This is a genomic window from Pseudomonas sp. LH1G9, from assembly GCF_002949975.1.
Taxonomy (GTDB): Bacteria; Pseudomonadota; Gammaproteobacteria; order Pseudomonadales; family Pseudomonadaceae; genus Aquipseudomonas; species Aquipseudomonas veronii.
In genome coordinates, this window is sequence record NZ_CP026880.1 from 2,736,150 (window position 1) to 2,762,632 (window position 26,483).

General features: G+C 63.2%; 26 protein-coding genes and 1 pseudogene. 14 read left to right on the forward strand and 13 right to left on the reverse strand.

Annotated elements, in window-relative coordinates:
* Positions 1-53: 53 nt before the first annotated feature.
* From C5F70_RS12485 to C5F70_RS12495, 3 genes are all read right to left on the reverse strand, one after another.
* The gene (locus C5F70_RS12485; protein ID WP_046488537.1) at positions 54-1,238 is read right to left on the reverse strand and encodes a sugar transporter; all 1,185 of its coding nucleotides are present in this window, start codon (positions 1,236-1,238) and stop codon (positions 54-56) included.
* Between the two features lie 123 nt (positions 1,239-1,361).
* A complete protein-coding gene (locus tag C5F70_RS12490; RefSeq protein WP_102618585.1) occupies positions 1,362-1,724 on the reverse strand; it encodes a hypothetical protein in 363 nt (120 codons plus the stop codon).
* Between the two features lie 95 nt (positions 1,725-1,819).
* Complete coding sequence (locus tag C5F70_RS12495) at positions 1,820-2,818, reverse strand: bile acid:sodium symporter family protein (RefSeq protein ID WP_046488538.1); 999 nt, start codon at positions 2,816-2,818, stop codon at positions 1,820-1,822.
* 84 nt (positions 2,819-2,902) lie between these two features.
* Here C5F70_RS12495 and C5F70_RS12500 point away from each other — a divergent pair, with 84 nt between their 5' ends.
* On the forward strand, positions 2,903-3,691 hold the full coding sequence (locus tag C5F70_RS12500) for a helix-turn-helix domain-containing protein (RefSeq protein ID WP_104903438.1): 789 nt from the start codon (positions 2,903-2,905) through the stop codon (positions 3,689-3,691).
* A 15-nt stretch (positions 3,692-3,706) separates the two neighbouring features.
* On the opposite strand, the gene araH is transcribed toward C5F70_RS12500, so the two are convergent.
* The 7 genes from araH to C5F70_RS12535 form a co-directional block, all read right to left on the reverse strand.
* Positions 3,707-4,675 (reverse strand): L-arabinose ABC transporter permease AraH, encoded by a 969-nt coding sequence (araH, locus tag C5F70_RS12505; RefSeq protein ID WP_046489319.1) that lies wholly within the window; start codon positions 4,673-4,675, stop codon positions 3,707-3,709.
* 9 nt (positions 4,676-4,684) lie between these two features.
* Positions 4,685-6,187, reverse strand: a complete 1,503-nt coding sequence (gene araG, locus C5F70_RS12510) for an L-arabinose ABC transporter ATP-binding protein AraG (RefSeq protein WP_104903439.1) — start codon at positions 6,185-6,187, stop codon at positions 4,685-4,687.
* Positions 6,184-7,188, reverse strand: a complete 1,005-nt coding sequence (locus C5F70_RS12515; RefSeq protein ID WP_104903440.1) for a substrate-binding domain-containing protein — start codon at positions 7,186-7,188, stop codon at positions 6,184-6,186. Before C5F70_RS12515 ends, araG begins: the two co-directional genes overlap by 4 nt.
* 161 nt (positions 7,189-7,349) lie before the next feature.
* Positions 7,350-8,213 (reverse strand): SMP-30/gluconolactonase/LRE family protein, encoded by an 864-nt coding sequence (locus C5F70_RS12520; RefSeq protein ID WP_104903441.1) that lies wholly within the window; start codon positions 8,211-8,213, stop codon positions 7,350-7,352.
* A gap of 36 nt (positions 8,214-8,249) precedes the next feature.
* Positions 8,250-9,830, reverse strand: coding sequence for an aldehyde dehydrogenase (NADP(+)) (locus tag C5F70_RS12525; protein WP_104903442.1), 1,581 nt, complete (start codon positions 9,828-9,830; stop codon positions 8,250-8,252).
* 11 nt (positions 9,831-9,841) lie between these two features.
* The gene (gene araD1, locus C5F70_RS12530) at positions 9,842-10,834 is read right to left on the reverse strand and encodes an AraD1 family protein (protein WP_104903443.1); all 993 of its coding nucleotides are present in this window, start codon (positions 10,832-10,834) and stop codon (positions 9,842-9,844) included.
* A 15-nt stretch (positions 10,835-10,849) separates the two neighbouring features.
* Positions 10,850-12,172 (reverse strand): MFS transporter, encoded by a 1,323-nt coding sequence (locus C5F70_RS12535; RefSeq protein ID WP_017847889.1) that lies wholly within the window; start codon positions 12,170-12,172, stop codon positions 10,850-10,852.
* Between the two features lie 193 nt (positions 12,173-12,365).
* On the opposite strand from C5F70_RS12535, the gene C5F70_RS12540 reads away from it, so the two are divergent.
* A complete protein-coding gene (locus C5F70_RS12540; RefSeq protein WP_017847890.1) occupies positions 12,366-14,102 on the forward strand; it encodes an IlvD/Edd family dehydratase in 1,737 nt (578 codons plus the stop codon).
* Positions 14,103-14,149: 47 nt separating this feature from the next.
* Positions 14,150-14,872 (forward strand): FadR/GntR family transcriptional regulator, encoded by a 723-nt coding sequence (locus C5F70_RS12545; protein ID WP_017847891.1) that lies wholly within the window; start codon positions 14,150-14,152, stop codon positions 14,870-14,872.
* 181 nt (positions 14,873-15,053) lie between these two features.
* On the opposite strand, the gene C5F70_RS12550 is transcribed toward C5F70_RS12545, so the two are convergent.
* Positions 15,054-16,145, reverse strand: a complete 1,092-nt coding sequence (locus C5F70_RS12550; RefSeq protein WP_104903444.1) for an NADH:flavin oxidoreductase/NADH oxidase — start codon at positions 16,143-16,145, stop codon at positions 15,054-15,056.
* 89 nt (positions 16,146-16,234) lie between these two features.
* Between C5F70_RS12550 and C5F70_RS12555 the strand changes: the two genes are divergently transcribed.
* Positions 16,235-16,534: a helix-turn-helix transcriptional regulator gene (locus C5F70_RS12555; protein ID WP_032804674.1), complete on the forward strand. Its 300-nt coding sequence runs from the start codon at positions 16,235-16,237 to the stop codon at positions 16,532-16,534.
* 44 nt (positions 16,535-16,578) lie between these two features.
* Here the strand turns inward: C5F70_RS12555 and C5F70_RS12560 are convergent, their stop codons facing one another.
* Both C5F70_RS12560 and C5F70_RS12565 read right to left on the reverse strand, forming a co-directional pair.
* Positions 16,579-17,334 (reverse strand): Fic family protein, encoded by a 756-nt coding sequence (locus tag C5F70_RS12560; protein ID WP_104903445.1) that lies wholly within the window; start codon positions 17,332-17,334, stop codon positions 16,579-16,581.
* On the reverse strand, positions 17,331-17,594 hold the full coding sequence (locus C5F70_RS12565; protein ID WP_017847895.1) for a hypothetical protein: 264 nt from the start codon (positions 17,592-17,594) through the stop codon (positions 17,331-17,333). Before C5F70_RS12565 ends, C5F70_RS12560 begins: the two co-directional genes overlap by 4 nt.
* Positions 17,595-17,774: 180 nt before the next feature.
* Between C5F70_RS12565 and C5F70_RS12570 the strand changes: the two genes are divergently transcribed.
* The 10 genes and pseudogenes from C5F70_RS12570 to C5F70_RS12610 all read left to right on the forward strand — a co-directional run bounded on the left by C5F70_RS12570 (position 17,775) and on the right by C5F70_RS12610 (position 26,194).
* Positions 17,775-18,665, forward strand: a complete 891-nt coding sequence (locus tag C5F70_RS12570) for a bestrophin family protein (protein WP_104903446.1) — start codon at positions 17,775-17,777, stop codon at positions 18,663-18,665.
* 288 nt (positions 18,666-18,953) lie between these two features.
* Positions 18,954-19,832, forward strand: a pseudogene (locus C5F70_RS31485) (cache domain-containing protein); the annotation flags it as partial.
* Between the two features lie 204 nt (positions 19,833-20,036).
* On the forward strand, positions 20,037-20,741 hold the full coding sequence (locus tag C5F70_RS31490; protein ID WP_371920071.1) for a methyl-accepting chemotaxis protein: 705 nt from the start codon (positions 20,037-20,039) through the stop codon (positions 20,739-20,741).
* Positions 20,742-21,006: 265 nt separating this feature from the next.
* Positions 21,007-21,597, forward strand: a complete 591-nt coding sequence (locus C5F70_RS12580; RefSeq protein WP_046383889.1) for an amino acid synthesis family protein — start codon at positions 21,007-21,009, stop codon at positions 21,595-21,597.
* Between the two features lie 42 nt (positions 21,598-21,639).
* Complete coding sequence (locus C5F70_RS12585) at positions 21,640-22,473, forward strand: alpha/beta fold hydrolase (protein ID WP_046383890.1); 834 nt, start codon at positions 21,640-21,642, stop codon at positions 22,471-22,473.
* A complete protein-coding gene (locus C5F70_RS12590; protein ID WP_046383891.1) occupies positions 22,470-23,951 on the forward strand; it encodes an aldehyde dehydrogenase in 1,482 nt (493 codons plus the stop codon). The genes C5F70_RS12585 and C5F70_RS12590 overlap by 4 nt, the downstream gene beginning before the upstream one ends.
* A 12-nt stretch (positions 23,952-23,963) precedes the next feature.
* On the forward strand, positions 23,964-24,449 hold the full coding sequence (locus C5F70_RS12595) for a flavin reductase family protein (protein ID WP_104903448.1): 486 nt from the start codon (positions 23,964-23,966) through the stop codon (positions 24,447-24,449).
* Positions 24,450-24,462: 13 nt separating this feature from the next.
* On the forward strand, positions 24,463-24,852 hold the full coding sequence (locus C5F70_RS12600; RefSeq protein WP_046383892.1) for a carboxymuconolactone decarboxylase family protein: 390 nt from the start codon (positions 24,463-24,465) through the stop codon (positions 24,850-24,852).
* Positions 24,853-24,875: 23 nt separating this feature from the next.
* Positions 24,876-25,628, forward strand: coding sequence for a GntR family transcriptional regulator (locus tag C5F70_RS12605; RefSeq protein WP_104903449.1), 753 nt, complete (start codon positions 24,876-24,878; stop codon positions 25,626-25,628).
* A 2-nt stretch (positions 25,629-25,630) separates the two neighbouring features.
* On the forward strand, positions 25,631-26,194 hold the full coding sequence (locus C5F70_RS12610) for an NUDIX hydrolase (protein WP_104903450.1): 564 nt from the start codon (positions 25,631-25,633) through the stop codon (positions 26,192-26,194).
* Positions 26,195-26,483: the final 289 nt, after the last annotated feature.

Sequence of the window (26,483 nt, forward strand, 5' to 3'; positions counted from 1 at the left end):
CCAGGGAGACGGTAGCAACAGGCATCAAATTGCCCTGTAAGACTTGTCTGATTTCAGTCGCGTGCGACACCCTGGCCGAACCGTCGGATCGCCAGGCAATAACCGATCAACGCCAGCGCCGCCAACAACCCGCCCGCCGCGCCGATCCAGGCGAAGCCGAAGTGGCTGCCGACCCAACTGCCCAGCAACGCGCCGCCGCCGATGCCGATGTTGTAGATGCCGGAGAACATGGCCATGGCCACGTCGGTGGCGTCCGGGGCGAGTACCAGGACCTTGGACTGCATGGCCAGGCCGAAGCCCATGATCGCCATGCCCCAGAACACGCTCAGGCCGACGAGGTAGGATTCGGCCCCACTCAACGGCAGCATCAGTGCCAGGCACGCGCCCAGCAGGAACACCGCGCCGACCACGAACAGATGCGGGTTGAAGCGGTGTACCAGGCTGAACAACAGCGAGCCGATGATGCCCGCGCCGCCGAACACCAGCAGGAACAGGGTCACGACGTTACCGCTCAGGCCAGCGACACGTTCGACAAACGGTTCGATATAGCTGTAGGCGGTGAATTGCGCGGTGACCACCATGGCGGTGAGCACGTACAGCGCCACCAGCGCCGGGCGCTTGAACAGCAGCGGCAGGCTGCGCAGGGAGCCCGAGTTCTGGCTTGGCAACAGCGGCAAGGTGCGCGCCAGCCAGAACACCAGGCCGGCGGCGAAGGCCGCAATCACCAGGAACGTGGTGCGCCAGCCCATCGCTTCGCCCAGCAGGCGGCCCAGGGGAATGCCCAACACCATCGCCAGCGACGTGCCGGTGGCCAACAGGCCGAGGGCTTGCACCTGTTTGCCGGCCGGCGCCAGGCGTACCGCGAGGGACGCGGTAATCGACCAGAACAGCGCATGGGACAAGGCGATGCCGATCCGGCTGACCATCAGCAGGCCGAAGCTGGTGGCGACGCTGGAGAGGATATGACTGGCGATGAACAGGCCGAACAACACGATCAGCAGCTTGCGCCGTTCGATGTTGCGCGTCAGCAGCATCACCGGCAGCGAGGTCAGCGACACGATCCAGGCATAGATGGTGAGCATCAGGCCGACGCTGGCAATGGGCATGTCGAAGCTGGCGCCGATGGCGCTGAGCAGGCCGACGGGCACAAATTCGGTGGTATTGAACACAAAGGCGGCCAGCGCGAGGGCGATGACCGGTTGCCAGTTGGCACGGGGCGTTGCGGTTGAAAGGCTCATTGAAGGGCGCGGCACTCTGACGATGATCAAACGGCCACCCAGGACAAGCGCCGCCGCCGAGCATTCTATAGGTTTCTCGGGCGGCTGTTGACGCTCATCCGGAGCAAATCGCCTGCGGATCGATCAGGGCGAGGTCAGGGTGATCAAGTAGCTACCCGTCTGAATGGGCTTATCGAAGGCGTCCACCAGGACATACCGCTGGTCGTAATAACGTCCGTTGGGGGTGTCGGCCATCAACCGCACATGGGCGTTGGGCGCGCCCACCGCCTTGACGCTGCGGACCGGCTGCACCGCGAGCTGGTTGCCGCGACTGGCCTGCGGGCAGCCTTTCAAGTCCATTATCGAGCCGCTCGCCGCCGCCGTGGTGCAGCCCGGCTCGACGATACTGCCGTAGAATCGGACGACGCCACCCTGCGGCGCCGCCATGCACGTCCCCGTCCATACAGCGAGGAAGCCTGTAACCAGTGACAAACGTATAACGTTCATGTCGACGCTCCTTCTTGGGTTGACAAGAAGTGAGTCGTCCGTTTTGACGCAGGCTTTAGGCCTTTCGTCGCTTTAAGAAATGTCTGATAGACCGATCACGGGTCCACCTGCCCCATCAGTTCCGGAATGCTTTCCGGGCGCTGCGCATAACGTTGCGCCAAGGCCGCACACACCATCAACTGGATCTGGTGAAACAGCATCAACGGCAGGATCAACACACCCATGGTCGCCCCGGCGAACAGCACCTGGGCCATCGGCACTCCGGTCGCCAGGCTTTTCTTCGAACCGCAGAACAGGATGGTGATGCGGTCCTCCTGATTAAAGCCAAAAGCCTTGCCCAGCAGCGTGGACGCCAGCAATACCAGGGCGAGCAACACGCAGCAGGCCACCACCAGGCCGCCCAGCTCCCACAGCGGAATCTGCTGCCAGATGCCTTGGATGACCGCTTCGCTGAACGCGCCGTAGACCACCAACAGGATCGAGCCCTGGTCGACGAACTTCAGCCAGGCCTTGTTGCGGCCGACCCACTCGCCGATCCAGCGGCGGGCGATCTGCCCGGCGATGAACGGCAACAGCAGTTGCACGCTGATTTTCAGGATGGCGTCGACGGTCGAACCGCTCTCGCCGTGGACATTCAGCAACAGCGTCACCAGCAGCGGCGTGAGGAAGATCCCGAACAGGCTCGACGCCGCCGCGCTGCAGATCGCCGCCGGGATATTGCCGCGCGCCAGGGACGTAAAGGCAATCGCCGACTGCACCGTGGCCGGCAACGCGCACAGATAGAGCATGCCCATGTACAGGTCTTTGCCGATCAGCGGCGACAATAGCGGTTTGAGCGCCAGGCCCAGCAAGGGGAACAGCACAAAGGTCAGGCTGAACACCAGCAGGTGCAGGCGCCAGTGCCCGGCCCCGGCGACGATGGCCTGGCGTGACAGCTTGGCGCCGTGCAGGAAAAACAACAGCGCGATGGCCAGGTTGGTCACCCAGCCGAAAGCCACGGCGGTCTGGCCGCTGGCGGGCAGCAAGGACGCAAGGAGCACAGTGGCAATCAGGGTCAGGGTGAAATTGTCGGGCAGAAAACGCGGGCGAGTCATAAGCGGATCTTCCGGGGTTGCCAAGAACGTCATCGCGACTCTAACGTAACGCTTTATTACCGACTAACGCCAATGAGCCAGTAAATGCCGCCTAAAGGACATGACAAGACCGTCCGCCGCAGCGTGCCCGGGCTTTCCAGCCTGCCACGCCCGGTGTACGGACGCACCGAATCCTTGCCCAACCGCGCCTTGACCCGTCGGCACAGCCATCCGTGGGTGCAGTTGTCCTACGCGATTTCCGGGGTGCTGGAGATCCAGACCAGCGTCGGCCGCTTCGTCGCGCCGCCGCAGCGCGCGGTGTGGATTCCGGCGGGCATGCCGCACCGGGTCTACAGCTCGCCGCACACGGAGATGCGCAGCCTGTACCTGGATTGCAGCGTCACCGCCTGGGCGGACGAACGTTGCCAGGTGTTGGAGGTGAGCAGTTTGTTGCGCGAGTTGATCCGCCGCTTCAGCGAACTGCCGGTGGAATATGCCGAAGAGGGCCCGGACGGCAGGCTGGCCCAGGTGGTGCTGGACCAACTGGCGGCGGCGCCCCAGGTGGATTTGATGCTGCCGTTGCCCCTCGACCCGCGCTTGCGGCAGATCTATCGCAGTTTGGAGCTGCACCCGGAGCAACCCACCACGCTGGAGGATTGGAGCCGCAAGCTGGCGGTCAGCGAGAAGACCCTCAGCCGCCTGTTTTTGCGTGACACCGGGCTGACCTTCCGCGCCTGGCGCCAGCGCTTGCGCCTTCTCGGCGCCCTGCCCGCCCTGGAGCAAGGCGAGCGGGTGACGGATGTGGCGTTGGCGTGCGGGTATGAATCCACGTCGGCGTTTATCAACGCGTTTCGCCAGCAATTCGACGCCACTCCCGGCGAGTTCTTCCGCTAATGCAAAGGAAGGAGCTCAGCGTTGTTTCATGCGATCGATCACCACCGCCAGCAGCAGGATCGAGCCGCGGATCACGTACTGGTAGAACGTGTCGATGTTCTTCAGGTTCATCGCGTTCTCTATGATCGCCAGGATCAGCACCCCAGCGATCACATGGCGGATCATGCCGATGCCGCCGCTGAGCGACACCCCGCCCAGCACACAGGCGGAAATCACCGTCAGCTCGAAGCCCTGGCCGATCATCGGCTGGCCCGAGGTCATGCGTGACGCGAGGATCACCCCGGCCAACGCACCGATCAGGCCATGCACGGCAAAGATCAGGATCTTCGTGCGGTCCACGTTGACCCCGGCCAACAGCGCGGCTTCCGGGTTGCCGCCGATGGCCATGGTGTTGCGCCCGTAGGTGGTGTAGTTGAGCAGCCAGCCGAAGAACACAAAGCAGACGATGGTGATCAGGATCGGCACCGGCACGCCCAATAACTGGCCGTTGCCGAACACGAAGAACTGATCCTGGGACACTCCTACCGCCTTGCCGTCGGCAAAGATATAGGCCAGGCCGCGCACGATCTGCATGGTCGCCAAGGTGGTGATCAGCGCATTGACCCGCAGCTTGGCGATGACGATGCCGTTGATCAGCCCGACAATCAGGCCCATCAGCAGCGCCGCGCCGATGCCCAGCATGACGCTGTCGGTGTCGCGCATCACAATCGCGGCCACCACCCCGGCGCAGGCGATCACCGAACCGACCGACAAGTCGAAGTGCCCCGACGCCAGGCAGAACAGCATGGTGCAGGCGGCGATGCCCACGGTGGAAATCGCCAGGCCCAGCCCGCGCATGTTCAGCGGCGAGAGGAAGTTGTCGATCAGCAAGGCACACAGCAGGAAAATCGCCAGCGCCGCGAGCAGCATCGCCCAGTTGTCGAGCAGCGCGCGCAGGTCCACGGGTTTGCGTGCCGTCGGCAACGCGTTGTGTTGGGTCGTCATAGTCGTCTCTCAGTTCGCCAGGCCACGCGGCAAGGCCAGTTGCAGCAAGTTGGATTCAGTGGCGTGTTCGCGCCGTTGTTCGCCGCGCAAAGCGCCTTCACACAGCACCAGAATGCGATCGGAAACCCCCATCACCTCCATCAAGTCGCTGGACACCACAATCACCGCGATACCGCTGGCCGCCAGGTCATGGATGATCTGGTAGATCTCCGACTTGGCGCCGATGTCGATGCCCCGCGTCGGCTCGTCCAGCAGCAGCACCTTCATCGGCATCGACAGCCAGCGGCCGAGAATGGCCTTCTGCTGATTGCCGCCGGACAGGTACATGATTTTCTGCGCGGCGCTCGGCGTCTTGACCTTCATCCCGCGGATTTGCTGCTCGGCGTTGCCCTGCTCCCAGCCCTCGCGCAGCAGCCAGCCGAACCGGGAATGGGCGCCGCGTGCGCTGATGTTGATGTTCTCGGCCACGCTGCCCAGCGGGATGATGCCCTCCTTCTTGCGGTCCTCCGGGCACAGCAGTACGCCGGCGGCGATAGCGTCGCGCGGCGAGCGCAATTGCAGCGCTTGCCCGCACAGTTCCAACTGCCCCGCCGTGGCACGCTGCAAGCCGCTGAGCAGGCGAAACAACTCGGTGCGCCCGGCGCCGACCAAGCCGAACAGGCCGAGGATCTCGCCCTTGCGCACCTCAAAGCTGACCGGTTCGCGCAAGCCCGGGCCGAGCAAACCGTCGACCTTGAGCGCCACCTCGCCGTGCTCGCGCGGCCGATAGTCATAAATGTCCTGGATGTCGCGACCGACCATGCAGGTGACCAACTGGTCGTGACTCAGCGCACGCATGTCGTCGAAGGTACGCACGTAGCGGCCGTCCTTGAACACCGTGACCGCGTCGCAGATGCGGAACACTTCTTCCATGCGATGGGACACGTACAGCACCACTTTGCCCTCGTCGCGCAGGCGCGTGATGATCGCCATCAGCCGGTCGATCTCGCGGGCCGACAGGCTGCTGGTGGGTTCATCGAAGGCGATCACATGCGCGCCCCGCGACAGCGCCTTGGCGATTTCCACCAGTTGGCGCTGGCCCAGGGACAGGCGCCCGAGCTTTTCCTGCGGGTCGATTTCATCGGCCAGGCCCTTGAGGCACGCCAGCGCCCGCTGGCGTAACTGGCTGCGGTTGACCACGCCGAAACGCGCCGGCAAATGCCCGAGGAACAGGTTCTCGGCGACGCTCATTTCCGGCACCAGATGCAGCTCCTGGTGGATCACCGCGACGCCGCGGGCAATGCTGTCGGCCGCGCATTTGAAGGCCATGGTCTGCGCGCCGATCTGCACGCTGCCGCTGCTCGGGATGTAGGCGCCGCCGAGGATCTTCAGCAGCGTCGACTTGCCCGCGCCGTTCTCGCCCATCAACGCGTGGACCTGCCCCGGGTGCGCGGTGAAACTGATGCTGTCCAGCGCCTTGACCCCGGGGAAGGTTTTGCCGATGCCGTCAAAGCGCAGTGCCGCTGCGGTCATTTCCACAGCCCGATCTTGCTCAGTTCTTCCTGGAAGTTGGCGCGGGTGATCAGCGTCACTTCGTCCATCGCGGTGTACTTCGGCGGTTCCTTACCGGTGGTGACCCACTCGTACATCATCAGCGCGGTGTTGTAGCCCTCGATGTGCGGGCTGGGCAGCATCGAACCGAAGAAACCGCTGTTGGCTTTCTTCAACTCGCCGATGGCGTCGGTGCCGTTGATGCCGATGCCGATCACGTTGGCGGCTTTGAAGCCGGCGCTTTCGGTGGCGCGCACGCCGCCGAGCACGGTGTTGTCGTTCATGCCGCCGATGATCAGGTTCTTCGCGCCGCTGGGCAGCTTGACCAGGGCCGAGTTGGTGGCGTCCATGCTGCCGGGCACGTCGAGGGTCTTGAGCGCGGCGGTGAGGATATGGTCTTTGGGGATGCCGGCTTCTTCGAGGGATTTGATCGAACCGTCGGTGCGTTTTTTACCGGTGTCGAGTTCGTTGAAGGTGTTGATCACCGCGTAGGTGTCCTTCCAGTCCCAACCGCGCTTCTTCGCCTCGGCGGCCATCGCCGCGCCTTGCTTCTGACCGACTTCGAACGCGGCCATGCCCAGGTACGGCACGTCTTCCATGAAATTGCCCTTGGCGTCGACGAAACGATCATCCACGGCCATGACTTTCAAGCCGTTGACCTTGGCCTTGGCGACAATGGCCGGGCCGAGGGACACGTCCGGCGGGCAGATCACAAAGCCCTTGGCGCCGTTGGCGGCCAGGCTGTCGATGGCCGAGAGGGTCTTCTCGCCGTCGGGCACGGCGATCTTGATCACAGTGAAACCATGTTCCTTGCCGGCCTTTTCGGCGAAGGCCCATTCGGTCTGGAACCAGGGTTCTTCGGCTTGTTTGACCAGGAAGCCGATTTTTACTGCTTCAGCGGCCAGCGACAGCCCACTCAAGCTGATGGCCGAGACCGCCACAGCGGCGCAGCACAAGGAACGGATAGCACGACGACGATTCATACGGTTGACTCCTTATTGTTGTTTTCTTTTTTTTGTAGGAGCGAGCTTGCTCGCGAAAAGCCAGAGAGCGCCGCGTACATTCAGGATGCGCGCGTCATCGTTAACGTTTTTCGCGAGCAAGCTCGCTCCTACAGGGGTAAAGCGGTGAAGCGGTATAGCGTTTATCCGGCAAAGCGGTGACAGGGTTTACCGGGCACATCGACCTCGATGGCAAGCACCGCACCGTCCAAGGGGTGATCCAAGGGGCTGGCGGCGCTGGTGATGTACAGGGTGGTGAGGTCGGGCCCGCCGAACACACAACTGGTGGGGCGGCTGACGGGCAGTTCGACGATGCGATCGACTTCACCGTCCGGCGTCAGGCGCAGCAGGCAACTGCCGTTCCAGCGCGCGTTCCAGATGTAGCCCTGACTGTCCATCGCCGACCCGTCCGGCCCGCCGCGCCCATGCGGGCCGAACCAGGGCTGGGCGGGGTCGAGTTGGCCGTTCGCTTGGATCGCATGCCGATACAGCGTGCCGTCGAGGCTGTCGCCGAAATGCACCTGGCGGCCGTCGTCGCTCCACAGCAAGGTGTTGGGAATGCCCAGGCCGTGCAGCAACGGCGTGACCCGCGCATCGGCATCCACACGAAACAGCCCGCCGGAACGTCGTGTAACGGGCAGGTCTTCGCCGTGCTCGCCGATGTTGTTCTGCATGGTGCCCAGCCACAGGCGGCCCTGGGCGTCGCAGCGCGCTTCATTGCCACGGTTGCCCGCGTGCGGGTCGGCCACGCAGAACAGGCTCAAGGCGGCGCTCGCCAGGTCCAGTCGGTAGACGCCGCTGCTCAAGGTCACCAGCGCATCGCCGCGTTCACATGGGATAAACGCGGACACATGCTCCGGCAACCGCCAGGCCTGCAACTGCCCGTCCAGCAGGCGCAGCGCCTGTTTGCCAGCGATGTCGACCCAATACAGGGCCTGGGTGGGCACGTCCCAGAACGGGCCCTCCCCCAGTTGCGCACGGTGTGCGCTGACGGCGTGAAACGACATGTTGCCTCCTGGATTGTTATTGTTCTCAGGTGCGCGTTACAGCGAGTCGCGTGACGGAGTGCCATCCACCAGGCGCTGGATACGCAACGGGTTGGCGTTTTTCAACGCGTCGGGCAGCAGGCTGTCCGGGTAGTTCTGGAAACACACCGGGCGCAGGAAGCGGTCGATGGCCAGGCTGCCGACCGAGGTGCCACGCGCATCCGACGTCGCCGGGTACGGCCCGCCATGCACCATCGCATCGCAGACTTCCACGCCGGTCGGGTAACCGTTGAGCAGGATACGCCCGACTTTCTGCTCCAGCAGCGGCGTGAGTTCGGCGAACTGTTGCAGGTCGGCCGGCTCGCCGATGATCGTCGCCGTGAGCTGTCCGTGCAGGCCATGCAAGGCGGCGCTGAGCTGAGCCTGGTCGGCGACTTCGACGAACACCGTGGTGGGGCCGAACACTTCCTCTTGCAGCACTTCATCGCCGTCGATCAGCAGGCTGACATCGGCCTTGAACAACTGCGGCCGCGCCTGATGCCCGGCTTGAGCCTGACCGGCCAGGTGTTGGATGCCGGGGTGCGCCAGCAGTTTTTGCAGGCCCTTGTCATAGCTGCTCAAGGTGCCGGCATTGAGCATGGTCTGCGCCGGCTGATCGCCGATCAGTTGCGCCACCTGCTGGGTGAACGCGCTGAAGGCCGGCGACGCGAGGCCGATCACCAGACCGGGGTTGGTACAGAATTGGCCGCAGCCTTGCACCACCGAGGCAGTCAGCTCGCGTGCCACGGTTTCGGCCCGCGCCTGCAGGGCCTGGGGCAACACGATGACCGGGTTGATGCTCGACATCTCGGCGAATACCGGGATCGGCTGCGGACGCGCCGCCGCCATGTCGCACAGGGCGCGCCCGCCCTTGAGCGAGCCGGTAAAGCCGACTGCCTGGATCGCCGGGTGCTTGACCAGCGCTTCACCGACGCCGCCACCAAAGATCATGTTGAACACGCCCGCCGGCATCTCGGTGGCCTCGGCCGCGCGAATGATCGCATCGGCGACGCGTTCGGCCGTGGCCATATGCCCGCCGTGGGCCTTGAACACCACCGGGCAGCCGGCCGCCAACGCGGCGGCGGTATCCCCGCCCGCCGTGGAAAACGCCAGGGGGAAGTTGCTCGCACCAAACACGGCGACCGGGCCCAGGCCGATGCGGTACTGACGCAGGTCCGGGCGTGGCAGGGGCTGGCGATCCGGCAGGGCCTTGTCGATGCGCGCACCGTAGAAATCGCCGCGACGCAAGACGTTGGCGAACAGACGCATCTGCCCACTGGTGCGCCCGCGTTCGCCCTTGATTCGCGCGGCGGGCAGCGCGGTTTCGCGGCACACCAGGTCGATGAAGTTATCGCTCAGGGCATCCAGCTCGTCGGCGATCGCGTCGAGGAACTGCGCACGCCGCGCGGCACTCAAGACGCGGTAGGCCGGGTAAGCCGCCGCGGCAGCCTGGGCGGCGGCGTCGACTTCTTGCGGGGTCGCCTGGTAAAAATCCTGGGGCAAGGCTTCGCCGGTCGCAGCATCCATGCTCTGGAGCTTGACGCTGCCGTTGGCGCTGCGCTGGCCGCCGATGTAGTTGTGACCAAGGAACTGGGGCATGTGGCTCTCCTTTAAAGGGTGATGACGTCGCCGGGTTCGAAGACGGCGTCGGCACTGCCGACACGATTGACCAGCGGAGCACCGAACTCGGCCTGGCTGATCTCGAACACATCGCCCGGTTGAGTACGTATACCGTCGGCGAATGACAGGGTGGCGGTGCCGAAGAAATGAATGTGTACATCGCCGGGTTTGAGGAACTGGCTGTACTTGAAGTGGTGGTACTCAAGGTTTTCCAGACTGTGGCACATATTGGCCTCGCCACTGAGGAACTCGTTCTGCCAGATCGCCTCGCCGTTACGCAGGATGCGGCTGGTGCCCGCAAGATGCCGGGGCAACTCGCCCACGCGCAACTCCGGGCCGTAGCTGCAACTGCGCAGTTTGGAATGGGCCAGGTACAGGTAGTTCTTGCGTTCCATCACGTGGTCGGAGAACTCGTTGCCCACCGCGAAACCCAGGCGATAGGGCTTGCGGTCGTGGCCGATCACATACAGCCCGCCGATCTCCGGCTCTTCGCCGGCGTCTTCGGCAAAGGGCGGCACCGGGAACGCCGCGCCGGGGCGCACCACGATACCGCCGTCGCCCTTGTAGAACCACTCCGGCTGCACGCCCGCCTGGCCGGCCGCTGGTTTGCCGCCTTCCACGCCCCACTTGAAGATACGCATGGTGTCGGTCAACGCGCTGTCGTCACCGGCCTGCTGGTGCATCTTGTCCCGCGCCGACGCGCTGCCCAGGTGGGTCAGGCCGGTGCCGCTGATCAGCATATGGGCCGGGTCCGGGTGGTCCAGCGGTGGCAGGATCTTCAGATCGGCCAGCAGCTCGGCGTAATGATGACTGTCGCCCAGGCCGAGGCTCTGCACCTGCTGCACCAGGCCCACGCCGGCTTCGATCGCGGCCAGCGCCAACTCGCGCACACTGTGGGCGCTGAGCACTTCGCGCACCTGGCTGCCCTCCACCACGCCGACCCGGCGCTCGCCGTTGGACACCTCGAACTGAACTAAACGCATGAAACTTCTCCTCGATTAAGTACGTGTGGCGCCACGGGCACTGGCGGCAAATTGCTCGGCAGGCAGCACATGCTTGCGCTCCAGCACGCGGTAGACCACGCCGGTCAAGACCAGCCCGAACACCATCACCAGGGACAAAAAGTACAAGCCCGAAGCCAGGTTGCCGGTGTATTCCTTGAGCGCGCCGATCACGAACGGGCCGATGTAGCCGCCGAGGTTGCCCACCGAGTTGATCAACGCAATGCCCGCTGCCGCACTGGCGCCGGCGAAAAACCGCCCCGGCAGGGTCCAGAACACCGCCGTGCAGGAAAACAGTGCGAACGCCGCCAGGCACAGCGCGGCCATTTGCAGCACCGGCACACTCAGCCAGGCACTGCAGAACAGGCCGATGGCACCCAGTACATAGAGCACCGCCAGGTGGCCGTAGCGGTCGTTCAAACGGTCGGAACTGCGCGGGATGATCAACAGCCCGACGATGCCGAAGATATACGGCACCGCCGACACAAAGCCGGTAACCAGGTCCGTGCCGCCGAACTGCTTGATCAGGGTCGGCAACCACAGGCCCAGGCCGTAGATGCTCAGGGTCACCGGCAGGTAGAACAGCGCCAGCAGCAACACGCGCTTGTCCTTGAGGGCGTGCAGCGGGTTGCCGTGGCGGGTCTGGCCGTAGGCTTGCAGGTCCTTGGCCAGTTCGCCGGTGAGCCAGGTTTTTTCGTCCTCGCTCATCCAGTTGACCTGCTTGGGGCCGTCCGGCAGGTAGCGCAGCACCGGCCAGGTGAGCAGGAGCGCCGGGGTGCCGATGACGATGAACAGCCATTGCCAGCCGTGCAGGCCGAGGACGCCGTCCATGCCCAGCAGGCCACCGGACACGGGGCCGGTGATCATCATCGCGATCGGCTGGGAGAGGATGAACAGCCCGAGGATCTTGCCGCGATGGCGCACCGGGAACCACTGAGTGATGTAGTACAGAACGCCGGGAAAGAACCCCGCCTCCGCCGCGCCGAGCAGAAAGCGCATCACATAGAAGCTGTGTGGCCCCTGCACGAACGCCATGCCGATGGTGATGGCGCCCCAGGTGAGCATGATGCGCGCGAACCAGCGCCGCGCGCCGAAGCGATCGAGCATCAGGTTGCTGGGGATCTCGAACAGGAAATAGCCAATGAAGAACAGACCCGCGCCCAAACCGTAGGCCGCATCACCGATGCCGACGTCGGCGCCCATGTGCAGCTTGGCGAAACCCACGGCGGAGCGGTCCACGTAGGCGATCAGGTACAGCAGGATGAGGAAGGGAATCAGTTTCAGCGTGATGCGCCGTATAAGCCGCAGTTCCTGGCTCATGGGGGTCGATCTCCGATTGTTGTTTTTATAGAAGCTCGGGGGACGCCTCTCGCGAAAATCCGCCAGGGCCATACCTCAGTTAAGCCAGACTATATAGTAGGACTATTTGCAAAACAACTCTTCCAAAGCTTCGATTTTGCGCTTATGTTTAAGCACGCATAGAACATATAGTCATACAATAAGAGAAACCATCATGCCTGATAAAAAGCCCGGCCTACGCTCCGCCCAGTGGTTCGGTACCGCCGACAAGAACGGCTTCATGTACCGCAGCTGGATGAAGAACCAGGGCATCGCCGACCATCAGTTCCATGGCAAACCGATCATCGGTATCTGCAACACCTGGTCGGAATTGACGCCGTGCAACGCGCATTTCCGCCAGATCGCCGAGCACGTCAAACGCGGCGTGATCGAGGCCGGCGGCTTCCCCGTGGAATTCCCGGTGTTCTCCAATGGCGAATCGAACCTGCGCCCTACCGCCATGCTCACGCGCAACCTGGCGAGCATGGACGTGGAAGAAGCGATTCGCGGCAACCCCATCGACGGCGTGGTGTTGCTGACCGGCTGCGACAAAACCACCCCGGCGCTGCTGATGGGCGCGGCCAGTTGCGACGTGCCGGCCATCGTGGTCACCGGCGGGCCGATGCTCAACGGCAAGCACAAGGGCCAGGACATCGGCTCGGGCACGGTGGTGTGGCAGCTCAGCGAACAGGTCAAGGCCGGCACCATCAGCCTGGATGACTTCCTCGCGGCCGAGGGCGGCATGTCGCGTTCGGCGGGCACCTGCAACACCATGGGCACCGCGTCGACCATGGCCTGCATGGCCGAGGCACTCGGCACCTCCCTGCCCCACAACGCGGCGATCCCGGCGGTGGATGCACGGCGTTATGTGCTGGCGCATATGTCCGGCATGCGTGCGGTGGAGATGGTGCGCGAAGACTTGAAGCTGTCGAAGATCCTCACCAAGGAAGCCTTCGAAAACGCGATCCGCGTGAACGCGGCCATCGGCGGCTCGACCAATGCGGTGATCCACCTCAAAGCCATCGCCGGGCGCATCGGCGTGGAGCTGGACCTGGACGACTGGACGCGCATCGGGCGCGGCATGCCGACCATCGTCGACCTGCAACCGTCCGGGCGTTTCTTGATGGAAGAGTTCTACTACGCCGGCGGCCTGCCGGCGGTGCTGCGCCGGCTCGGTGAAGCCAACCTGATCCCGCACCCGAACGCCTTGACCGTCAACGGCAAGTCGCTGGGCGAGAACACCAAGGACTCGCCGATCTACGGCCAGGACGAAGTGATCCGCACCCTCGACAACCCGATCCGCGCCGACGGCGGCATCTGTGTGCTGCGCGGCAACCTGGCCCCGCTGGGCGCGGTGCTCAAGCCGTCGGCCGCCAGCGCGGAGCTGATGCAGCACCGTGGCCGCGCCGTGGTGTTCGAGGATTTCGACATGTACAAGGCGCGCATCAACGACCCGGAACTGGAGGTGGACGCCCACTCGATCCTGGTCATGAAAAACTGCGGGCCCAAGGGTTATCCGGGCATGGCCGAAGTCGGCAACATGGGCCTGCCCGCCAAGCTGCTGGCCCAGGGCGTGACCGACATGGTGCGGATCTCCGATGCGCGCATGAGCGGCACGGCGTATGGCACGGTGGTCTTGCACGTCGCACCGGAAGCCGCTGCCGGCGGGCCGTTGGCCGCGGTGCGCGAAGGCGACTGGATCGAACTCGACTGCGCCAACGGGCGCTTGCACCTGGACATCCCCGACGCCGAGCTGGCGGCACGCATGGCTGACCTGAAACCACCGCAGAAGCTGATCGTCGGCGGCTACCGCCAGCTGTACATCGACCATGTGCTGCAGGCGGACCAGGGCTGCGACTTCGATTTCCTGGTGGGTTGCCGCGGGGCCGAAGTCCCACGTCATTCCCACTAATTGGGATGCTATGATGCCGCCTATTTAGCCAGAGCATCCCTGTCGTTATGGATCACCAGCCGTCCAAGCCGCGCAAGAGCATGCATGCCCAGATCGTCCAGGACTTGGGCATGCACATCGTTTCCGGTCGCTTCAAGCCAGAAGAACGTCTGCCCATGGAGGCCACGCTGTGTGAGGAGTACAAGGTCAGCCGCTCGGTATTGCGCGAGGCGACCCGGGTGCTCAGCGCCAAGGGCCTGGTGTATTCCAAGCCACGGGTGGGCGCGGTGGTGCGGCCGCGGGTGAAGTGGCACCTGCTCGACCCGGACGTACTGTCCTGGTTGATGCAGTCCACCCCCCATAGCGAGTTCTTCAACACCCTGGCCGGCGTGCGGCGCATCCTCGAACCGGAAATCGCCGCCATGGCCGCGACCACCGCGACCGCTGAAGACATCGCCACCATCGAAAAAGCCTACCTCGGCATGGAAACCGCGCAGACCCACGACGCGCTGCTACAGGCCGACCTGGACTTCCACCGTGCGATTGCCGACGCCACGCGCAACGACCTGCTGGCGTATATGTGCAACATGCTGTCGCTGCCGCTGCGCGAGTCGATCAACATCACCAACCGCCGCCCGGATATCCAGGGCCTGAGCCTGCCCCGGCACAAGGCGATCCTCACCGCGATCCAGAACCGCGATGCCCTCGGCGCCCGGCATGCCTCGCTGGTGCAACTGGACGACACGCGGGTGGCGCTGGATACGGTGATGAATGTGCTGACGCCGTTATAAGCCCCACCCTCGCTCGACAACCGTGAGGCTCGACGGCACCCGCAAGGTAGGGGCGCAAGAACACTTTCTGTCAGCCCTGGAGATCAAATGTGGGAGATGTCGAGCCCCAGCGAGGCTTCGATGGCGGCGGGCCTGCCGGCATCGGTGTGACATCTCCCACAGGTCGGGCTGAGCGGCCGCCTCAGCGATAGCGTTCCAACCAATAGGCATACGGCGCTGGCAAGGTCCAGGAGGCTTTCTCTACCCCCAGTTCCTTGGCGGCAAAGTACGCCCAATGCGGATCAGCCAGATGCGCGCGCCCCACCGAGACCAAATCCACCTGCCCAGCCTGCAACGCACCTTCCGCCAATTGCGGCGTGCCAAACCCCCAGGCCGAAGTGACCGGGATACCGGCTTCGCGACGCACGCGCTCAGCGATCGGCCCCAGGAACGCCGGGCCCCACGGGATCTGGGTGTCAGCAATGGTGAAGCCGACGCTGACGCTCAGCAGGTCGAGGCCACCGGCCTTGAAGCGACGGGCCAGTTCGATGGATTCGGTCAGCGTCTGCTCGTCACGGCCGTCGTATTCGATCACGCCGAAACGCGCGGTCAACGGCAGGTTTTCCGGCCAGACTTCGCGCACAGCGGCCAGGGTTTCCAGGAGGAAACGGCTGCGATTGTCGAAGCTGCCGCCGTAGGCGTCGGTGCGCTGGTTGGAATGTTCGGAGAAAAAGCTCTGGCCCAGGTAGCCGTGGGCGAAGTGCAGTTCGATCCATTCAAAACCGGCGTCGCGGGCACGGCGGGCGGCGTCGACGAAGTCCTGGCGCACGCGGGCGATGTCGTCCAGGGTCATGGCGCGCGGCACGTTAGGCAGGTTGGCGCCGAACGCAATGGCCGAAGGCGCAATGGTTTCCCAGCTGCGCGCATCGGAAGCGGGGATATGGTCGTCGCCTTCCCATGGGCGGTTGGCACTGGCCTTGCGACCGGCGTGGGCGATCTGAATGCCTGGCACCGCGCCAGCAGCCTTGATGGCCTTGACCATCGGCACGAACGCCTGGGCGTGGGCGTCGCTCCAGATACCCGCACAACCGGGAGTGATACGGCCTTCAGGGGACACCGCGGTGGCTTCGACCACCAGCAAACCGGCGCCGCCACGGGCCATGCTGGCCAGGTGAACGTGGTGCCAGTCGTTGACGATGCCGTCGTTGGCCATGTACTGGCACATCGGCGGGATCACGATGCGATTGCGCAAGGTCACGTCTTTGAGTTTGTAGGGTTCAAACAAGGCAGCCATCAGGCACCTCCAGGAGCGAGTGATTGATTCGATAGTTCGATGGTATTCGAACTATGGTATTCAACACCAGCCCTGTTATCATTTGTTTTATGCGAGCCTTCAAACACCCCGCCCTGCAAGACCTGACACTCGAACGCGTGCTCTACGCCTTGAGCGACCCGGTGCGCCTGGAAATCATCCGCTACCTGGCCGACGTGCCCGAGGCCACCTGCGGCGAACTGGACGGCGGACGGCCGAAATCCAGCATGTCCCACCACTTCCGCGTGCTGCGCGATGCCGGGCTGGTCCACACCCGCAGCGTCGGCACCACGCATCTGAATTCGTTGCGCGCGGATGTGCTTGAGGCGCGTTTTCCCGGGTTGCTGGCGAGTGTTTTGGCTCAGCGGTAAACGATAGGATCAGGACAGCGATCCGAGCGTATTACGTCACTGCTCTATTTTGCGGACGGGGGTGTATCGATCAGTTGTGCTCGATAGGTTTTGTAGATCTGTTGAACCTCAGGATCGTCCAGATTTTCGTAAGTTATCCCTTCTTTATCCAGGCCATCCAATCCCTTGATGCCACCTATCATGCCCGGCCATTCATCACGGTGGGCAATATCGACGACAAAGGGTTTCAAGTAATTATTCAGATGCCCCTTGAACGGTGCCCTGAGCTCTTCGCTAAGTGCCCGAAGATAATCGTCCTTGTTCGTTTTCGACCACTCAATGGCGAACTTGGAGCGATAACAAAGCTCCATGAAAACAAGCAGAATCGTGCGCCCATTACCATCAAGAAAAGGGTGCGCAAATGCTAGTTGCCCCATCACATCGCCAGGACGCTCTCTGAAGCGCTTCTTGTTCGACGCCAGTTCAAGCGCATAGTCAATGGAGCGCTTGATCGAGCCAGGATGTTCAAAGACAGTGTGCCAAGGATCGTCGTGGGAACCCTTGAATACGGCAAGATGCGGCACCAGATCATTTCGATCTTTACCCGCCCAGTGATAGAAATCAGAAAACAAGATTTCGTGTACTTTGAGGACCGACTTGTAATCAATCGGTTTTTTCTTGGCCAAATAACCCAGTGCATCTTCCACGCTCAACTCAAAGGACAGATGCTCGGACTCCTTGACCTCCATAGGATCTTTAAGCTGTAACGCGTTTTGAAGATATCCAGCGGTATCAAAATCTCCGAAAGGATCAAAACTCATGCGCTGAGTTTCTTCTTGGCGCGGCGCTTCTCCTGAAGATAACTGCCTTGAAGTGCAAGGGTTTCCGACTTGCTCAAAATACCCTTGCGCTTAAGGTTGACCAATAACTGTTCCACGCCATCCAATTCGACCGCATCACCAGCCAGTCCGGTGATGGCAACCGCCATTCGGCTGATGCTGTCACGTTCAGCGGTGACATGATGCGCTTTAGCCAGCCTGCGCACTTTGCTGGCAATACTGACATCGGTTGTACTCGTCATTTGGAATCCCTCTGTTAGCTTTTCGAGCATAGCATGGTGGTGATCCTTGCTCTCTACCCAGCTCGACGGGCGCAATCATTGATTTGATCCGGTGTACCGCCCTCCTTCACCGAACCTTTCACGGCAAACCAACGTCCGAGCTTAGGCACTGTTGCTTACCGCTCGCCGCGAGGTCTCCGTTTGAAAGCCGCCATCGTCAAAAAATACCGCCTGATCATCAAAACCATGGGCTATGTCGGTTGGGCCCTGTTCTGGCTGTTGCTGTGGGACGTCGCCGTCACCGTGGACTTCATGCTGTTTCTCACCACCAAGATCAACCTGCCGCTGATGCCGCTGACCTTGCTCGGTTCAGCGCTGGTGGTGCTGATCAGTTTTCGTAACAGCAGCGCCTACAACCGCTGGTGGGAAGCGCGCACCTTATGGGGCGCGATGGTCAACAATTCGCGCAGTTTCGCGCGGCAGGTGCTGACGCTATTGGATGACCTCGGCAACGACGTGAACCCGGTAAAGGCCACCCTGTTGCGCCGCCATGTGGCCTATGTGAACTGCCTGGCCGCCCATCTCAAGGGCCGGTCGTGCCCGGACGAGGTGCGAGCATTTATTCCGGCCGAGGAATTTGCGCGCAACGGCGCCACCAATAATTTCGCCAATGACATCCTCACCGGCTCGGCGGCGCTGTTGGCCAGGGAATACAAGGCCGGGCACCTGGACAGCATCCGCCTGGCGCGGCTGGAGTCGACGCTGGTGGATTTGTCCAACGCCCAGGGCGGCATGGAACGCATCGCCAATACCCCGCTGCCCTACCCTTACGTGTACTTCCCGCGCCTGTTCATTTCGTTGTTCTGCCTGATCGTGCCGGTGGGCCTGGTCGAATCCCTGGGCTGGTTCACCCCGCTGGCCTCCACGGTGGTGGGCTTCATGCTGCTGGCCATCGAGCGCATCGGCACCGACCTGCAAAGCCCGTTTCACTCCAGCGAACATCAGATCCAGATGGAAACCATCTGCGAAACCATCGAGAACAACCTGCAGTCGATGCAGCGCGATGCGCTGGGCGGCAACCGTATCGGCTGAACGCCTCCACGGCCTCAAGTGCGTGCCCCGACGGTCGATATAAGGGGTACGCATGGGCGCACCCCTCATAACAATACATGCGACGCTACTGTTTTCCCCTTGCCAAAACTATAAATACCCGCGGGAGAAGTCATGAATATCAAGCAAAAGCTGACCTGGGCGTTTGCGGCCATCGCGTGCGTGCCGGTTATCCTGGTGGCGGTGCTGGTGGTGCTGAACCTGCGCGAGGCGGCTGTGGCCAATTTCCTCGACAGCAGCGGCCGCGAGATCCGTCAGATCGATAACGGCATGAAGCAGTTCTTCGACGGCATCAGCCAGAACGTCGAGTACGTGGCCAAAGACCCTCGCGTTGTCGCGGCCAAGGAGCTGAAGAACTACGCCGGTGCCGACGCCGCACAAATCCCGCTGACGCCGACGAATAAAGAGCTGCTGGCGATATTCGAGCAGTTCGCCAAAAGCCACCCAAGCACCGCCTACCTGTCCCTGGGCCTGAGCGACGGCGGTTATGCGAGCTGGCCTGACGACACCAAACTGAACAACTACGACCCGCGTGTACGCCCCTGGTACAAAGCCGCCGTGGCCGCTCCGGGCACCACCGTGCGGACCGGGGCCTATTACTGGGCACCGGACGATGTGGTGCTGATCGGCACGGTCCACACCGTGGTCGACGCCAGCGGCACCCTGCTCGGCGTGGTCGGCCTGGACGTCTCGCTCAAACAGCTCACCGAACTGGTGCGCAACATCAAGCTGGGCGACAGCGGCTACCTGATGCTGGTGGAGGCCAACGGCAACGTGCTGGTGGACCCCAGCGACGCCAAGCACAACTTCAAGCCGATGGCCGAACTCGGCGCCAACTACGCCGAACTGGCCAAGCGCGGCGACGGCGTGACCCAAGTGGATATTGATGGGGTGGCCTACATGGCCAACGTGGTCAGCTCCAAAGACCTGGGCTGGCGCTTTATCGGCTTGATCAAGCGCGACGAAGTCATGGCCGACGCCACCCGCCTGACCTGGCTGATCGCAGCCATCGCAGCGGTACTCGCCGTGGTCTTCGCAATTGTCGGCGCGAGCTTCGCCAGCATGATCGTGCGCCCGATTCGCGGGGTCGCCGACGGCCTGCAAGAAATCGCCGAAGGTGAAGGCGACCTCACCCGCCAACTCAAGGTGCAAGGCAAGGACGAAACCGCCAGCCTGGCCGGCTGGTTCAACCAGTTCCTGGGCATGATCGCCCAGCTGGTACAGCGCATCGGCAGCGCATCCTCCGACCTGCAAAGCGCCGCCGCCGACACCCGCGAAGTGGCCAACAACCTGAACCAGGCCGCCGGTCGCCAACGTGAAGCCGTGGAGCTGGTGAGTACCGCATTCAACGAAATGGTGGCCACCGCCAACGAAGTCGCCCGCTCCTGCAGCGCCGCCGCGTCCAGCGCCGACGCAGGCTACCGCGATGTACACGACGGCCAGCAGCATATCGGCGAAGCCACCGGCAGCGTGCTCAAACTGAGCGAAGACCTGCAAAAGTCGACCCAGACCATGCAGCAGTTGGAGCAGGACAGCAAAAACATCAACACCATCCTCGACACGATCCGCTCGATTGCCGAGCAGACCAACCTGCTGGCGCTCAACGCGGCGATTGAAGCCGCGCGCGCCGGTGACCAGGGCCGCGGCTTCGCGGTGGTCGCCGACGAAGTGCGCGCCCTGGCCCGCCGCACCGCCGACTCCACCGGCGAGATCGACAGCCTGCTCGGCAACCTCGCACGCCGCACCCAGGAAGTCACCCTGCAGATGCAAGGCAGCCTGCAGGTGTCGCAAACCAGTGTGGAACGCATCCAGCAGGCCCGCGACAGCTTCGACAAGATCCAAGGCTCGGTGGACTCGATCCGCGACCAGAACACCCAGATCGCCACCGCCGCCGAGGAACAGCACCAGGTCGCCGAACAGATCAACCAGCACATCGCGCAAATCCACGCCGATGCCCAACTGGTGGAAGACTTTGCCCACTCGGCGCAGACCGGCTCTGGCCGTTTGACGGATATCTCCGGGCAGCTCAAAGGCCTGGTAGGCCGCTTCAAGTTCTAACCCCCGCCAATGCAAGGCGGTGAGCCACTCACCGCCTCTGCTGCTTACCCCACGCCAGCCTCTACCTTGAGCCCGACCGCGCAACCGGTCGCCTTGAGGTGCATCAATACGCCAATACCTCCCGCCGACCTCGGCGTCACTGTCCGCATCCGCGGATAAGGCTGGCGTGCAACCGCCGATCATTCGAACGTGCTGACGTCTATTGCGATTCTCGTATTATGGTATACCATCATACGCATACCTCTCACATCAGACGGAGCAGCCCATGAGTTTCGAAATCCGCAAGATCGTCAGCTACGTAGAAGAAACCTTTATCGAAGGCGGTAAAGCCGCGGACACTCCCGTGACCATGGTCGGCCTGGCCGTGGTGCTGAAAAACCCTTGGCTGGGTCGCGGTTTCGTCGAAGACCTCAAGCCTGAGATCCGTGCCAATTGCTCCGACCTCGGCGCGCTGATGGTCGAACGCCTGGTGGGCATCATCGGCGGCGCGGAAAAAATCGAGGCCTACGGCAAGGCGGCAGTGGTCGGTGCCGACGGCGAGATCGAACATGCCAGCGCGATCATCCACACCCTGCGCTTCGGCAACCACTACCGTGAGGCGGTCAAGGCCAAGAGCTACCTGAGTTTTACCAACAAGCGCGGCGGCCCGGGCACGTCGATCCAGATCCCGATGATGCACAAGGACGACGAAGGCCTGCGTTCGCACTACATCACCCTGGAGATGCAGATCGAAGATGCGCCGCGTGCCGACGAAATCGTCGTGGTCCTGGGTTGCGCCGATGGCGGCCGCCTGCATCCGCGCATCGGCAACCGTTATATCGACCTGGAAGAGCTGGCGGCTGAAAAAGCCCAGTAAGCAAGACCGGCCACCCCAACAAAAAGCATGCAGGAGCGCTCCATGATTCGGCTCACCGCTGAACGCACCCCGGCTGGCACCAGTTATCTGGCGACCGGCCAAGGCCAGCCTGTGGTTTTGATCCACGGCGTGGGCCTGAATAAAGAAATGTGGGGCGGGCAAGTCGTTGGCCTGGCCACGAACTACCGCGTGATCACCTATGACATGCTCGGCCATGGCGCCAGCCCGCGCCCGGCCGCCGACACCCCGCTGCTCGGCTATGCCGACCAGTTGCTGGAACTGCTCGACCACCTGCAACTGCCCCAGGCCACGGTGATCGGGTTTTCCATGGGCGGCCTGGTCGCGCGGGCGTTTGCCTTGCATTACCCCGAGCGCCTGAAGGGCCTGGTGGTGCTCAACAGTGTGTTCAACCGCAGCCCTGAACAGCGTGCCGGGGTCATCGCACGTACCGCCCAGGCCGCCGAACACGGCCCCGACGCGAATGCCGAAGCCGCACTGTCGCGCTGGTTCAGCCGTGAATACCAGGCGGCCAACCCGGCGCAGATCGCCGCGCTGCGTGAAACCCTGGCGGGCAACGACCCCCAGGGTTACCTGACCACCTATGAACTGTTTGCGACCCAGGACATGTACCGTGCCGACGACCTCCCGGGGTTGCGCGCACCGACCCTGGTCGCCACCGGCGAACTCGACCCTGGCTCGACCCCGGAAATGGCCCGGCAACTGGCAGATCGCATTCCCGGCGCCAGCGTTGCGGTGCTGGCCGAGCAACGGCATATGATGCCGGTAGAATCGCCGCGCCTGGTCAACCAGTTGCTGCTGGGGTTCCTCGACACGGTGTACGCCCAAAACACTCCAATCAAGGGGATCGTTGCATGACACTCGCACGCTTCCAGATGTGCATCGGCGGTGAATGGGTCGATGCCCTCTCCGGCAAGACCTTCGACAGCCTCAACCCGGCCCTGGCCGAACCCTGGGCGCAATTGCCCGACGCCGACGAAGCCGACGTGGAGCGCGCCGTGCAGGCCGCGCAAAGCGCCTTCGACAGCCCGGCCTGGCGCGGCCTCACCGCCACCGCGCGGGGCAAACTGCTGCGCCGCCTGGGTGACCTGATCGCCGCGAACAAGGAACACCTGGCCCAGCTGGAAAGCCGTGACAACGGCAAGCTGATCCGCGAAACCCGTGGCCAGGTCAGCTACCTGCCGGAGTTTTTCCACTATACCGCCGGCCTGGCCGACAAGCTCGAAGGCGGCACCCTGCCGTTGGACAAGCCCGACCTGTTCGCCTACACCGTGCATGAAGCCATGGGCGTAGTCGCTGCGATCATTCCGTGGAACAGCCCGCTGTACCTGACCGCGATCAAACTCGCGCCGGCCCTGGCGGCGGGCAATACCATCGTGATCAAGCCGTCGGAACATGCCTCGGCGACCGTCCTGGAACTGGCGCGCCTGGCCCTCGAAGCCGGCATTCCAGCGGGCGTGGTCAACGTGGTCACAGGCTTTGGCCCCAGCACCGGCGCCGCCCTCACCCGCCACCCGCTGGTGCGCAAGATCGCCTTTACCGGCGGCGCGGCCACGGCAAGGCATGTGGTGCGCAGCAGCGCGGAGAACTTCGCCAAACTCTCCCTGGAACTGGGCGGCAAGTCGCCGAATATCATTTTTGCCGACGCCGACCTCGACAGCGCCATCAATGGTGCAATCGCCGGCATCTACGCGGCGTCCGGGCAGAGTTGCGTCTCCGGTTCGCGCCTGCTGGTGCAGGACGCTATCTACGACGAATTCGTCGAGCGCCTGGTAGCGCGCGCCCAACGCATCCGCATCGGCAACCCGCAAGACGACGCCAGCGAAATGGGCCCCATGGCCACCGCGCAGCAACTGGCCGTGGTCGAAGGCCTGGTGGCGGACGCCATCGCCGAAGGGGCACGCCTGCGCACCGGCGGCAAGCGCCCGCAGAACCTCGGCGAAGGCTGGTTCTATGAGCCGACGCTGTTCGAGTGCGACCGCAACTCGATGAAGATCATGCAAGAGGAAGTATTCGGGCCGGTGGCCTCGGTCATCCGTTTCAAGGACGAAGCCGAAGCACTGGCCATCGCCAACGACTCGCAGTTCGGCCTCGCTGCCGGTATCTGGACCCGCGACCTCGGGCGCGCCCACCGCCTGGCGCGCGATGTGCGCTCGGGGATCATCTGGGTCAACACCTACCGCGCGGTCTCGGCCATGGCCCCCATCGGCGGCTTCAAGAACAGCGGCTACGGACGCGAAAGCGGCATCGATTCGGTGCTGGCCTACACCGAGCTGAAGACGGTGTGGATCAACCTCTCCCAGGCGCCCATGCCTGATCCTTTTGTGATGCGTTAAGAGTCCACAACCATGATCGAACCCGGCATTTACAAAGACGTCATGAGCTCGTTCCCGTCCGGGGTCACGGTGGTCACCACCCTCGACCCGGACGGCGGCATCGTCGGCATCACCGCCAGCGCGTTCAGCGCGCTGTCGATCGACCCGGCCCTGGTGCTGTTCTGCCCCAACTATGCGTCGGACACCTACCCGATCCTGCGTGACAGCAAGCGCTTTGCGATTCACTTGCTGTCCGCCGACCAGACCGCCGAAGCCTATGCCTTCGCCAGCAAAGGCAAGGAAAAAGCCAAGGGCATCGAGTGGCACCTGAGCGAATTGGGCAACCCGCTGCTGGCCAAGGCCACGGCGATCATCGAGTGCGAGCTGTGGCGCGAATACGACGGCGGCGATCACGCGATCATCGTCGGCGCCGTGAAGAACCTGATCCTGCCCGAGCAACCGATCACGCCGATGATCTATCACAAAGGCAAGCTGGGCCCGCTGCCCACCCTGGCTTGAGGAGCTGTGTGCAATGAGCAACGAAAAGTATGAGCAGGGCCTGAAGATCCGCACCCAGGTGCTGGGCGAAGCCTATGTGCAGCGCTCGATCGAGAACGCCGACGACTTCACCCGCCCCTTGCAAGAGATGGTCACCGAATACTGCTGGGGCCATGTGTGGGGCCGGGAGGGTTTGTCGCTTAAAGAACGCAGCATGATAAACTTGGCAATGATTTCGGCCCTCAATCGGCCTCACGAGCTCAAGCTGCATGTGCGCGGCGCCTTGCGTAACGGCCTGAGTCGTGAACAAATACGCGAAATTCTGCTTCAGGTCGGCATCTATTGCGGGGTTCCCGCCGCCGTGGACAGCTTCCGGCTGGCCCGGGAAGCCTTCGCCGAAGCCGATGCCGAGGCATCCCGTTAACCGCCCCATTCAGAGCAGCCCCCATGAAACGCCTGCCCCTCGACGACAGCTTCAAGGTCAATCACAACCCGGTCACCCTGCGCGAAATCGTGCTGGAGAAACTGCGCAGCGCCATCATGAACTTCCAGCTGCTGCCGGGTGATCGCCTGGTGGAACGCGACCTGTGCGACCGCCTCGGCGTCAGCCGTACCTCGGTGCGCGAAGCCTTGCGTCACCTGGAGTCCGAAGGTCTGGTGGAATTCGCCGATGCCAAGGGGCCCCAGGTGGCGATCATCACCCTGGCCGATGCCGTCGACATCTATGAACTGCGTTGCGTGCTCGAAGGTTTGATCGTGCAGCTGTTCACCCTGCGCGCCAAGGCCAAGGACATCAAGGCCCTGGAAAAAGCCCTGGAGGAAAACCGCAAGGCCCTCAAGGACGGCGAACTGCAACAGGTCATCGATTCGGTACAGGGTTTCTACGACGTGTTGCTTGAAGGCTCCGGCAACCGCGTGGCCGCCACCCAGTTGCGTCAATTGCAGGCGCGCATCAGCTACCTGCGCGCCACGTCGGTGTCCCAGGAAAACCGTCGCGGCACCAGCAATCAGGAAATGGAACGCATGGTCCAGGCGATCAAGAGCGGCGACCCGCTCGCCGCCCACCAGGCCTGCGTCGACCACGTGCGCGCGGCGGCGGCCGTGGCCCTGGATTACCTCAAGCGCAAACAGGAAGAGACCGGCAAGATCCCCGAGATCACCCTGCCCATCGCCCTCAAAGAACCGCGTATAGGTCACTGACCGTGTTCAGGCCAAGCTTTTGCCCCAAATGCGGCGGCAGTGACCTCGGTCACCAGTTGCCTCCGGGCGATACGCATGAGCGCCTGATGTGCCGCGGTTGCGGCTATATCCACTACATCAATCCCAAGATCATCGCCGGCTGCATCATCGAGCAGGACGGCAAGTACCTGCTGTGCCAACGGGCGATCCCACCGCGCCCCGGCACCTGGACCCTGCCGGCCGGTTTCATGGAAGGCGGCGAGACCACCGAACAGGCCGCGTTGCGCGAAGTCTGGGAAGAAAGCGGCGTGCGCGCCGAGATCGTCTCGCCCTACTCAATCTTCAGCGTGCCGAAGATCAGCGAGGTGTACATCATCTTCCGCGCCATCGCGCAGGAGATCACCGGCCAGTTCGGGCCGGAAACCCTCGACTATCAATTCTTCGCGCCCGAGGACATTCCCTGGGACAGCATCTACTACCCGGCGATCCGGCAGATCCTCGAACGCTACATCGAGGAACGCCAGGCCGGGGTGTATGGCATCTACATCGGGAATGACGACAGCGGCAAGATCCACTTCATCCGCTGATCCTCAAGCTGAACTCGGTTCAAATGTGGGAGAGGGCTTGCTCCCGATGGCAGTGGCATATTCAACATCGTCGTTGGCTGACACACCGCTATCGGGGGCAAGCCCCCTCCCACAGTTTGAAGCGCGTTTATTCAGCCACGAATCAGCCCTGCTCATCGTCGAAACCAGGGCGCTGCAACGCATCCTACTCCACACCACCGAACCCAATGTGGGAGGGGGCTTGCCCCCGATAGCGGTGTGTCAGCCACTGAATGAGGTGACTGAACCACTGCCGTCGGGAGCAAGCCCC